The 10,315-nt window shown below is 67.3% G+C and carries 10 protein-coding genes and 1 pseudogene; 3 read left to right on the top strand and 8 right to left on the bottom strand.

The genetic code is table 11. The features are described from left to right. Positions 1–296 precede the first annotated feature (296 nt). Complete coding sequence (locus tag ACFY16_RS42735; RefSeq protein WP_390652632.1) at positions 297–1,061, top strand: IS5 family transposase; 765 nt, start codon at positions 297–299, stop codon at positions 1,059–1,061. A 421-nt stretch (positions 1,062–1,482) separates the two neighbouring features. Next, the gene (locus ACFY16_RS42740; protein WP_390652633.1) at positions 1,483–1,737 is read left to right on the top strand and encodes a hypothetical protein; all 255 of its coding nucleotides are present in this window, start codon (positions 1,483–1,485) and stop codon (positions 1,735–1,737) included. Positions 1,738–1,897: 160 nt separating this feature from the next. Here the strand turns inward: ACFY16_RS42740 and ACFY16_RS42745 are convergent, their stop codons facing one another. The 8 genes and pseudogenes from ACFY16_RS42745 to ACFY16_RS42780 form a co-directional block, all read right to left on the bottom strand. Then, a complete protein-coding gene (locus tag ACFY16_RS42745; RefSeq protein ID WP_390652634.1) occupies positions 1,898–3,085 on the bottom strand; it encodes a M20 family metallopeptidase in 1,188 nt (395 codons plus the stop codon). After that, entirely contained in the window at positions 3,058–3,459 is a 402-nt protein-coding gene (locus ACFY16_RS42750; RefSeq protein WP_390652635.1) for a hypothetical protein, read from the bottom strand. Before ACFY16_RS42750 ends, ACFY16_RS42745 begins: the two co-directional genes overlap by 28 nt. A 372-nt stretch (positions 3,460–3,831) precedes the next feature. Beyond that, a pseudogene (locus ACFY16_RS42755) lies at positions 3,832–4,600 on the bottom strand (alpha/beta hydrolase). A gap of 241 nt (positions 4,601–4,841) precedes the next feature. After that, positions 4,842–5,825, bottom strand: coding sequence for a zinc-dependent alcohol dehydrogenase family protein (locus ACFY16_RS42760; protein WP_390652636.1), 984 nt, complete (start codon positions 5,823–5,825; stop codon positions 4,842–4,844). A gap of 416 nt (positions 5,826–6,241) precedes the next feature. Further along, positions 6,242–6,454, bottom strand: a complete 213-nt coding sequence (locus ACFY16_RS42765) for a hypothetical protein (protein WP_390652637.1) — start codon at positions 6,452–6,454, stop codon at positions 6,242–6,244. A gap of 622 nt (positions 6,455–7,076) precedes the next feature. Beyond that, positions 7,077–7,358, bottom strand: coding sequence for a DUF4262 domain-containing protein (locus ACFY16_RS42770; RefSeq protein ID WP_390652638.1), 282 nt, complete (start codon positions 7,356–7,358; stop codon positions 7,077–7,079). A gap of 45 nt (positions 7,359–7,403) precedes the next feature. After that, positions 7,404–8,596 (bottom strand): IS3 family transposase gene (locus tag ACFY16_RS42775; protein ID WP_390652639.1). Its coding sequence is split into 2 segments (ribosomal slippage): positions 7,404–8,326 and positions 8,326–8,596, totalling 1,194 coding nucleotides; the frame shifts between segments, so codons are not numbered across the junction. Positions 8,597–8,655: 59 nt separating this feature from the next. Continuing rightward, positions 8,656–8,925, bottom strand: a complete 270-nt coding sequence (locus tag ACFY16_RS42780; RefSeq protein ID WP_390652640.1) for a DUF4262 domain-containing protein — start codon at positions 8,923–8,925, stop codon at positions 8,656–8,658. 979 nt (positions 8,926–9,904) lie between these two features. Here ACFY16_RS42780 and ACFY16_RS42785 point away from each other — a divergent pair. Next, positions 9,905–10,315, top strand: a 411-nt coding sequence (locus tag ACFY16_RS42785) for an IS5 family transposase (RefSeq protein ID WP_390652641.1), incomplete at its 3' end; no start/stop codon positions are given.

A 10,315-nucleotide genomic window follows, 5' to 3' on the forward strand; every position in this document is an offset into this window, starting at 1 on the left:
CACCAACCTTGTCTATCTCGGCATCGCCCGGCTGAGGTGCTTCGAGCGCACCCGTGAGCCGGGGGACATGGAGGAGGCGGTGGAAGCGGGTCGTGGGGGGGGGGGGGGGGGGGGGGGCGCCCCCCCCCCCCCCCCCCCCCCCCCCCCCCACCCCGGGGTGCTGTCGCATTTCGCAAACAGAGCCAGTGAGCCTTTTCCAACCTCCTGTGCGGACTGGGCAGTTGGCCTGACAAACGGATGAAGCCCCTGGTAGATGGGTTTTCGACCAAGAGAACCGTCTCCACCAGAGGCTTCGAATGCTTGTCTACCCGTCCGGCGTCGACGTGTCCAGCTCTACCCTGCGCTTCCTCGCTGCCCGCCTGAGGAAACACCCTCATGCTCTCGGAACTCGATGGCGGCGCCTGAGCTCGGGCCGACAGGCCCTGCTCACTCTCACCCACCTGCGCAACGGCCAGCCCTACGCCCAGCTCGCGGCCGGTTTCGGGATCGGCACCACCACCGCCTACCGATACGTCACCGAGGCCGTCGAACTCCTGGCCGCACTCGCCCCCACGCTCGCCGAAGCAGTACGGGCCGCATCGATGAAGGCATACCTGATCCTTGACGGAACGCTGCTGCCGATCGACCGGATCGCCGCCGACCGGCCCTTCTACTCGGGCAAACACAAGAAACACGGCATGAACGTGCAGGTCATATCCGACCCGAAGGGCCGTCTCCTGTGGGCTTCACCAGCCCTGGCCGGCGCCGTCCATGACATTCGGGCCGCACGCGAGCACGGCATCATCGACGCCCTCGCCCAGGCCGGCATCACCTGCTGGGCAGACAAGGGCTACCAGGGCGCGGGCGGCACGGTCCGCCTCCCGTACCGCGGCCGGTGGGACCGTCTTTCCACGGGCCAGCAGGCTGTCAATCGGTCCCATGCGAAGGTGCGGGGACTGGTCGAACAGGCCATCGCCACCCTCAAGTCCTGGTGTCTCCTGCGCAAGCTCCGCTGCTCGACAACCCGAATCACGAGCCTCGTCCAGGCTGTCCTCACCCTCCATCTGGCCAGCTCAGACTAGGGACGGAAAAGGCTCACTGTGCCCTGTAGGGCACGCGGCCCCCCGACTCGCGTCGGTCTCCGTCCTGGAGACGAGACGGCCCGTACCGGTGCCGTGAACATCGGAACGGGCCTTGATCCGAAACACCTTCCGATCAAGGAGTCCAGATCATGAGCAGCACCGTACCCATCCCGGAGCAGTTGACGCCCGCGCAGGCGGACGGCCGCGCCTGCCTCGTCTGCGGTAGCGAGGCAGCGGTCATGCGGCCGGTGGGCGACCGCGCCGGCGTTCAGCTGTTCGCGTGCGTCCCATGCATCGACCGCGCCAGGACACCCCAGTTTGCCGAGGTGCCTGCGCAGGCCTGCGCCGTATGCGGAGGCATCGGCGGCACGCTCTACCCGGTCGAGGGCGAGGACGGCGCGCCGGAGCGTGCGCACTGGCGGTGCCTCGCCACGCCCCGGCTGCACCCGAGACCGACGGGCCGCTATGGGGGCATGCCGCGGACTACACGCGTGACCGCCTGTCCGCGTACTGCCCAGCCGATGTCGCCTGGACGGTGGCCCGGCGGTTCCTCGGCGAGGCGCACGCGATCGACACGGACGCCGCGTCCGCCGCGAAGGTGTACGGGTCGTGGGGCGCCCTGGTCGCCGTGTTGGGTCAACTCCTCGACGCGTTCGACGCGGAGGACGCCCGATGAGCCAGCAGCAGCGCGTGGCCGCCGGACGCGGGTGAGCCCTGTCATACGTGCAGGCCAGGGAGGGGAATGCGATGGGCACACGCGAGGACATTGCGCAGGCAGCGAGCATTTTGGCACCTCACGTTGGCGAGGTGCGCTGCCCGGCCGACCGGGATGCAGCTCAGGCGAGGGCATCGAGACGGTGTGACAGGAACCCCGCCATCGCGCGGACCCCGATCCCGATCGCGTGCTCGTCGGCAGCGAAGTCCGGGGAGTGGGGGACCCCGTTGATGCCCGCTTCCGGGTTGGCGACGCCGAGGTAGAACATCGCTCCGGACACCTGGTGCAGGAAGTACGCGAAGTCCTCGCCGTTGAACGGATACGCCGCGTGGAACACCATGACCGCGTCCGCACCCAGGGCGCCTCGCAAGTACGAGGCTGCCGCCGCGTTGAGCTCCGGCGAGCACACCATGGCGGGCAGCGGAGGCTCGGTGAACTCCACCCGCCCACGGGGCAGCGCATCCACCCAGCGCCGCACCTCCTCACGGATCTCGGCGTACCGGCTCTCAGGCCAGGCCCGCAGATAGGCGTGCACGCGCGCGCCATCATCGCCCGAGCTCGAATGGGACAGGGCGTAGACAAAGCGCGCCAGCTGGCCGTCCGGGGTCTGCATGTCGTCCATGAGCTGCTCGAGCTGTCCGGGCGTCTGCGGGCGCCCGACGGTCGACAATCCGTCGATCATGGCGACGAGCCGCTTGGCGTCGTCGGCGGCGCCCGGCCCCGCCAGCTCGATCCGGAAGCGGTCCTGCCCCGGCTGACCCGGCCCGACCGCAAACGTGCCGACTGGATTGGAGCCGCAGTGCAGCGCGTAGATCTCCCGCGGCGCGGTCCGCTCCAGGACCCCGTCCTCGATCATCGCCCGGGCGCCCTCGCACGTCTCCTCGGCCGGCTGGAAGACGAAGACGACCCGGCCGTTCAGCTGCTTCCGCAGCCGTGCGAGGACCAAGGCGATACCCACCCCGATCGCCGTGTGCAGGTCGTGGCCGCACGAGTGGGCCGCCCCCGGGACCTGCGAGGCGAAGGCACAGTCGAACAGTTCGTCGTCGTCGACCGCGTCCATGTAGGCCCGGTAGGCGACGGTCGGGCCCTCACCCGCACCGTCGAGCACCGCCACCACACCATGGCCGCCCACGCCGGTTACGATGGCCAGACCCGCGGCGCGAAGCCGCTCGGCGACCAGTGCTGATGTGCGCCGCTCCTCACCGGCAAGCTCGGGATGCCGGTGGATGTCGCGGCGCATCCCGATCAGCTCATCGTCGATCTCGGCCGCAATCTTGTCGATCATCGAGTGGTCCAGCGCGGAAGACATGCGCCGGAGGCTACACGAGCCGATCTCCAACCCGGCCTTGAAGTTGAAAAAGGCTCAGTCTGCTCGGCCAGTACTGCGCCGTCTTCGCCGTTGGGGTCATCGCGGAGGCGATACCAGCGGTTGTACTGAGCACCACGAAAGTCCATCAATACTTCACTGAAGGCGCTGTAGGTATCCATTCGCTGTTGCAGAAGCCATTCGTCACGCGCGAATCGTTCTGATCTCTCAGCCGTCTTGCGCTGGAAGATATAGGTGACAACGGACCCCACGATCGTGCCGAGCACAGCGACCAAGCCGGTGAGAACTGCTTGCACAACTGGAGTTGACCACAGGCTCGGCATCAGCGCGATAGACGCGACATGGCCAATCTCCACGACTGGGCCGCTGATCTGAACTCCGTTACCGTATTCGGCTTCTCCCCAGCGGAGGGCCCTGTTCGACTTGCCCTGTTTGGCGAAGTGGCGGCGTAGCGAAGTGTTGGGGGACGCCGATCTTGGCAGCGCATCGTCGCATCCGCGAGCTCCCTCACCGCCACCCCTGACGCATCAGCACGCCGTGCCGCTCAAGCTTCCGTGGCACGAACTCACTGATCAATCGACCTTCGATGGCAATGATCAAGGTTCGGTGGCAGAGCACACCTCCGCCGACAACGCCCAGCAGCAGCTGGAGCTCGCGGCCGCCGACGTGGTGCGCGCGTACGCGGTCGCGGCGCCCGGCTGGCATGCCGGACGCCGCAACCGCTCATGTCAGGCCGGCGAGGTGACCGTTCCGCCGAAGTGCCGGGCGAAGAACCGGACCGCGCTGTCGACCTCGAACCGCGGCAACTCCTTGTGCTTGCCCGAGTTCACGTGCAACGACTTCTCCTTCGAGGCGAAGGCGTCGAACAGCGCGAGACCCTCCTCGCGCGGGATGTGCTCGTCGTCCCACTGCAGGTCGAACTCGATCGGGATGGTGATCTGCTTCGCCTTCTCGGCCCAGGACATCGGGCCAGTGCTGACCGAAGACCGCAGCCGTGATCCTGGGTTCGATCGCCACGAACGGTACGCCGATCGCGGTGCCCATGTTGATGCCCCAGAAGCCGACCAGCCCGTCGGTGCCGATCTCCGGGAGTTCCTGGAGGGCATCCAGGGTCGCCTGGTACTCGGGTACGGCGAGCTCCGCCAGGTGGTCGTTGTAGCGCACGACGATCGGGCCTTCCGGCTCGCCCGCCGCCCTCGCCCGGAACAGCTCGGCGATTTCCGCCTCGTCGTGCGCCGTGCGCGGCCGGTCGCCATGACCGGGCGCGTCGATGACGGCGACGTGGAAGCCGCAGCCGGTCACGAGGCGCTGGGCGCGGCCGGACATCGCCGGGTGTTTCTTGTGGTTGCCGCCGCCGTGGGCCATCAGGATCAGGGGCGCATGATCGGCCGAATGGGAGGCCGACGACCAGAGGACGCCGGGGATTCCGCCCACGGTGAAGTCGCGCTCATGCATGCCGTTCGACGACGACTCGGCGGTGAACTGCAGAGAGTGCACAGGTGTTGCCTTTCGGGAGTGCCTTGTTGTCGAGGCGCTCCAGGCGACACCTACGTCAATCGCCGGCCGTGACGGCAAGGGGGAGCACCCACATGGATACAGCGTTCATGGGTCTCACCTCCTTGGGCGGTGTCACGGTCGACTGGAAGCTATCAGGACGATCATCATCCCTCCAACCCTTTTCCCGCCACGTGATCACAACTCCAGACAGGTCCTGACGGCGGCTCCTTCTGGTCCGTTCCTAGACCGTGACGACGATCTTCTTCCCGGCGTGGAGCCCCTTCTCGAGGTGGCGGTGTGCCTCGACGACGTCGTCGAGGGCGAACACCTTGTCGATGGCGGGCCGTAGTGCACCGAGGCGTACACCGGCGTTCAGGAAGGCAGCCATGCGTTTCACCACGACGGCGTCGAGGGTGTGCTCGAAGCTGCGGTAGCTGAAGATCGTGAGCGGCGTGCTGCGCGGGAAGGGTGTGGGCCGGGGGTCGAGGAAACCCGCGGCGACGAGGGTTCCGCCGGGGCGGGCCGCCTTCAGGAGATCCTGCTGGCCGGGGCCCATGACGACGTCGAGGACGATGTCGGCGCCGGTCCCGCCGGTGTGGTGGCGGACGGCTTCGGCGATGTCCATGTGGTCGGTGGCGATGACCGCGGCGGCGCCGACGGCGAGCAGGTCGTCCTTCCTCGCAGTGTGCCGGGTGAGGGCGAGGGGCACGGCGCCGATCTGGTTGGCGATCTGTATTGCCGCCCGGCCGACGCTGCCGGACGCGGCTGTGATGAGGACGTGGTCGCCGGGCCGCATCCTCGCCTTCTCGACGAGGGCGCCGTAGGCGGTGGAGTACGCGACCCAGATCGCCGCCGCCTCCGTGATTGTGAGCCCGGCCGGCCGGGCGACGACCTGGCTCGCGGGGACCGTGGTGTATTCGGCGTAGCTGCCCCTGGTGTTCGCGTCCGGAATGGCCGTGAGGATGACCGGATCGCCGATCTTCAGACCGGTGGTCTCGGGGCCCAGCGCGTCGACGACGCCGGTTCCTTCGACGCCGAGGCGAGCGTGTGGCAGGGGGACGGTTGCGGGCGAGGTACCGGAACGCATCATCTGGTCGAGCGGGTTGACGGCGAACGCTTCGATCCTGACCCGTACCTCGCCGGTGGCGGGCTCGACGACCGGCTCCTGGACGACGTGCATGACATCCGGCCCGCCGAACTCGTCGAACACGACGACTCGTGGCATGGTGACTCCTCCGCATCTGGTGCTGGTTTCGTTGCTCGCGGAAGACGTTACGGAGCCGCTGGTTACCTTCTGGTACCTTCGATTTTCACGCAGAACGTGGCTGGACCTGCCTGCCTCGCCGACTGCTCCACGCGCTTGGCGTCGTGCGTGACTACGTGCGGCGCTTCCGTCGCACGACGACCGACGCGCCGCCGCCACGGCCGCCCGGCGTCCGCAAGGTGACCGGCTGGATCACCAGGCGCCCCGACCGCGTGAGCGACGACGACCGGCAAAAACTCAAGGAAATCCTGGCCCGCTGCCCCGAGTTGGAAGCCGCCACCGGGCATGTCCGGTCCTTCGCCACGATGATGGCTCTCCGCAGCGCAGACCGCCTGCCCCAGTGGATCGCCGACGCCCGCCCAGACGAGAGTCACGGACTACGTGCCCTCGCCGAAGTCCGCGTTGCCGGGCCTGATTCGGCGGAACGGCGCAGTGCGGGGCAGATACGCGAGTTGGGCGATCAAGACGAGAAGGCTGAGAAAGAACCACCAGCCGTCACCACCGAAATGTCCGACCACGACGCCCCACGCGAGGAAAACGGCAATCTGGACCCAGTTCCTCCAGGTCCATACCGGTTCGATCCGGATCACGATCCCCTCCTAGGACTGGTCGGCAATGATTGTTGCACCCGAGGTCAGGCGACCCGCTTCGGTTCCGGCAGGAACCACCACGCTCCTCAGGTCCCATCCCGTCTTCCGTCGACCCACACGCCGTGGAGCGGGCGTGGTACCTGGCGTTCAGGTGGACCGCGCCACTGTACGAACGGCCTTTGACGCTCCCGGCACACGCCGCAACCACAGAGTGCAATTCGGTCGGGACTCACTTCTGCGTCGTCGACCGGGAACCAGGTGTCGGGTCTGGTGCCCGTCAACCTCCAGAACCTGCTCGGCCCGGTTGCGTTTGAGTGCCAACCCTTGAACGTCCTCGGCGCCCGCGCGTAGCGGGTAGGGCATCGCCTAGGTCAGCCATGGCGGACGCCCTTCGGGCGTATTTCCTCCAACGGCCTACCGAGCCCGTGGCGTGCGGTGCACCGCCGAGCTCGACGAACCCGGCCGCCTCGTCCTCGCCCACCACCGCTGACAAGCTGTGCGAGAACTTCCCTCGCAGATCAGGGTATTGCTTAGCTGTGGACGGTTGCGGGCGCCCCCGCGGGCGTGCGGACGAACGGGACCTCCAGTGCCTGCCTGCGTGGCTCCTCTGGTGAGCAGGGAGTCAGATTGCTCCCCACACACCAGGGGTGTCTGATTTGGGAATCCACAGCAGAGGTTGGTTGTCGCGACAGTAATCGGCTGCCCCGTCCTCCCACGGGAAGCGGCCATCCCTGTCGGGCCAGAACAGCTGTGCCATGGGCAGCGGCGAGACCTGATAGAAGTCCAGCCCTGCGCCGAAGAAGTGCTTGCACCAGCTCTCGTGCACAGGCCGGATGACGGCGGGAAAGTTGTCGAAGATGTCGTCCCGGCGCTGGTCGGGTATCACAGGAGACCCGTTGCGCACGGCCGTGAGCTGCCCCGAGTTTTGTAGAGTCCGATCTTGATTGGTTCAGGCGGACTGCGGGGTTTGCTCCCGGCTCCGCCAGAAGGCTTCCTCATACTCGGCGGGCGGCACGTAGTCGAGCGCGGAGTGGAGACGCTCTTCGTTGTACCAGGTGATCCACTGGAAGATCGCCCGTTCGACCTGGTCGACGTCCTTCCAGGGGCCCTGCATCTCGATCAGCTCGGCCTTGAAGGTCCCGTTCAGCGCCTCGGCCATCGCGTTGTCATACGAGTCCGCGACCGACCCGACGGAGGCTGAAGCACCGATATCGGCGAGCCGGTCGGTATACCGAATTGATACGTATTGCGACCCGCGGTCGCTGTGATGAACGAGACCGGAGTCCTTCTTGATCCGGCGCCTCCACAGCGCCATCTCCAAAGCGTCCAGCGGGAGTTCCGTGCGCATGTGGTTCGCGACCTGCCAGCCGACGATCATCCGCGAGTACACGTCGAGGACGAACGCCACATACGCCCACCCTGACCAGGTCCGGACGTACGTCATGTCCGCCACCCACAGCTGGTCCGGCCGCATGGCGGTGAAGTCGCGGTCGACCAGGTCGGGCGGACGCGGCGCCGACGGCTCGGGGACCGTGGTCCGGCGCCGCCGGCCACGGATGACGCCCTCCAGGCCCAGCTCAGTCATCAGCCGCTCGACGGTGCAGCGGGCCACCTCGTGGCCCTTGCGTCCCAGCGCCCGTGTGATCCGGCGGGCGCCGTAGGTACCGCCCGACTCCGCGTGAACCTCTTCGATCAGTGGCATCAGCTGCTCGTCACGGAGCCGACGGGCCGACTTCCGACGCTTCTTGCGAGCGAAGTACGTCGACGGCGACAGGTCCAGCACCCGGCAGACGGGATCGACCCCGAGACCCTTGTCACGCAGGTGGTCGATCACCTGCTCGGCCTCGTCCGGGGACGGTCGATCTCCTGGGCGAAAAACACCGAGGCGGCTTTCAAGATCTCGTTTGCCCGCCTCAACTCAGCCACTTCCCTGCGGAGTTGCTTCAACTCGTCAAGCTCGGCGGTGGTGAGCCGGTCGTCCCGCTCGCCGCGGTCGGCCTCGGCCTGGCGGACCCAGCCGCGCAGGGCCTCCTTGTGGATGCCGAGGTCCTTCGCGACGTGCGCGATCGGGCGGCCGGTGGTGCGGACCTCGCGGATCGCGCGCTCGCGCAGTTCATCCGGATATTTACGGGGTGCTGCCATGGTGCTGGTGGATCTCCTTCGCCAGGACCATAACCCTGGCATCAGGGACTCCACAAACCTCAGTACAGCTCAGCCGCTCCTGCCTCGTTGATCAGGGGCATCATGGTGTCGACCGCCAGGCCGAAGACACATATCTCCGGGCTGCGCAGTGTGTGCCACAGGCCGATGGAATACGCCCAGCCAGCTGGCACTTCATCGTCAGCGGCGATTCCCATCACATGCCAGCCATAGTTCCGCGTACTGACGGCTATCGTCCGGTCCCGCTGATCCCACGACGCTTCGTGCGGCGACTGCGTGCAGAGGATGCACGGACACCCAGATCTTTCCATTCGGCGATGCTAGCGCCACGAACGTCGAGCCCCTCCACGGCCCTCGCCTGGGGAAAGAAGTTTTGGCGCAGCTTCCGAGGCCCGTACGGTGCCCGCTGTCCCCTCAGCCGGACTGATACCGGGGTGGGAGGCAAAGGCCGTGACGGCCCGCCCCGGTTCCTCCTCCGGCTCCGGTTCCTCCTCGCTCGTGCCGAAAGGGCCCGGAGCCGTGGGGGTTCGCGCTCCGGGCGGCATCGCGCCGCCCTCAAGCAGGCTGCCAGCCGACCGCGCGTCACGACTGCGCTTTCGCCCGGGCTAGCTCCTTGAGACCATGCGGGCTTGACACGATGCGACAACACAGCCCCCGACCAGGCCGCAGTCCCCGCCGACAACCCCCGCCCACAACCGTCCGCACCCTCCCGCACGCAAGCCTGCATATCCGCAGGTCACCACACCTCTTTGGCCATGGTCGCCAGCCCACATACCCCTCTGCACACCCCGCGCTGGCCCCAAGAACAAGAAGAAGAGGTGAAGGGGACGGCGGGTGGAAGGGCGGGCAGTGCGGCCGGGGGATCGGGGCGGCCTGGTGTCTGTTGCGCGTTGGCGGCCGCCTCCGCGCAACCCGCCGCCGCAACCCCGGGCCCGCCCTCAAAGGCCGTGAAGAGTCCCGGGAGCATGCCCGGCGGCACAACTCCCAGGCGACAGTGCAGAAGGGGACCTTTGCCCTGCTCCACCAGTTCAAGCGCCTGGCCGCCCGCTGGAAACGCCGAACCGAACTCCACGACGCCTTCTTCTCATTGGCCTACGGCCTCATCTGCTGGAGGCTGAAGAAGTACCGATCGTGATCGGGTCACGAGCTTTTAGCTACAACGCACACCACCTCACCCAGAGGGCCGGCCGCCCGCGTCTGGGTGAAGTCGTGCACTAGGGCGCGTATCGAGTCGCGATCAATCTGTGGGATTGCCCTCGCGGCGAGGTCTGGACCGGTAGATCTTCTTGCATGACACGAGTGCAACTGACCGACGAGGAATGGGAGTTCATCGGGCCGTACCTGCCGATCGGCGAGTACGGCCCGTACCCTGAGCGGCTGCGGCAGCAGTTCGAGGGTGTGATCTGGCGGTTCAGGACCGGCGGACAGTGGCGGGAGATGCCGAAGGAGTTCGGCGCCTGGTCGACCGTTCACAACCGCTTCCGGCAGTGGCGTGACGCAGGTGTCTTCGAGGCCCTGCTGGAGGGTCTGATCGCGGAAGCTGCGAAGCGGGGGGAGGTAGACCTGTCCTTGGTCAGCGTCGACTCCACCACCGCGCGCGCTCACCACGACGCTGCTGGGATGCACCTGGGCGAGGACGTCCTCACCGCCCTGGAGAAGGCTGCCGCCGAGGAGGAGAAAGCCAGGTCAAAAGGGGCAGCC

Source organism: Streptomyces sp. NPDC001315, from assembly GCF_042896175.1.
Taxonomy (GTDB): Bacteria; Actinomycetota; Actinomycetes; order Streptomycetales; family Streptomycetaceae; genus Streptomyces.

Bases quoted from the DNA above. Each gene is read 5' to 3' on its own strand.
- ACFY16_RS42735 (WP_390652632.1), top strand. From the start codon at position 297: ATGCTTGTCTACCCGTCCGGCGTCGACGTGTCCAGCTCTACCCTGCGC.
- ACFY16_RS42745 (WP_390652634.1), bottom strand. From the start codon at position 3,085: ATGTCTTCCGCGCTGGACCACTCGATGATCGACAAGATTGCGGCCGAG.
- ACFY16_RS42760 (WP_390652636.1), bottom strand. From the start codon at position 5,825: ATGCCACGAGTCGTCGTGTTCGACGAGTTCGGCGGGCCGGATGTCATG.
- ACFY16_RS42780 (WP_390652640.1), bottom strand. From the start codon at position 8,925: ATGGAAAGATCTGGGTGTCCGTGCATCCTCTGCACGCAGTCGCCGCAC.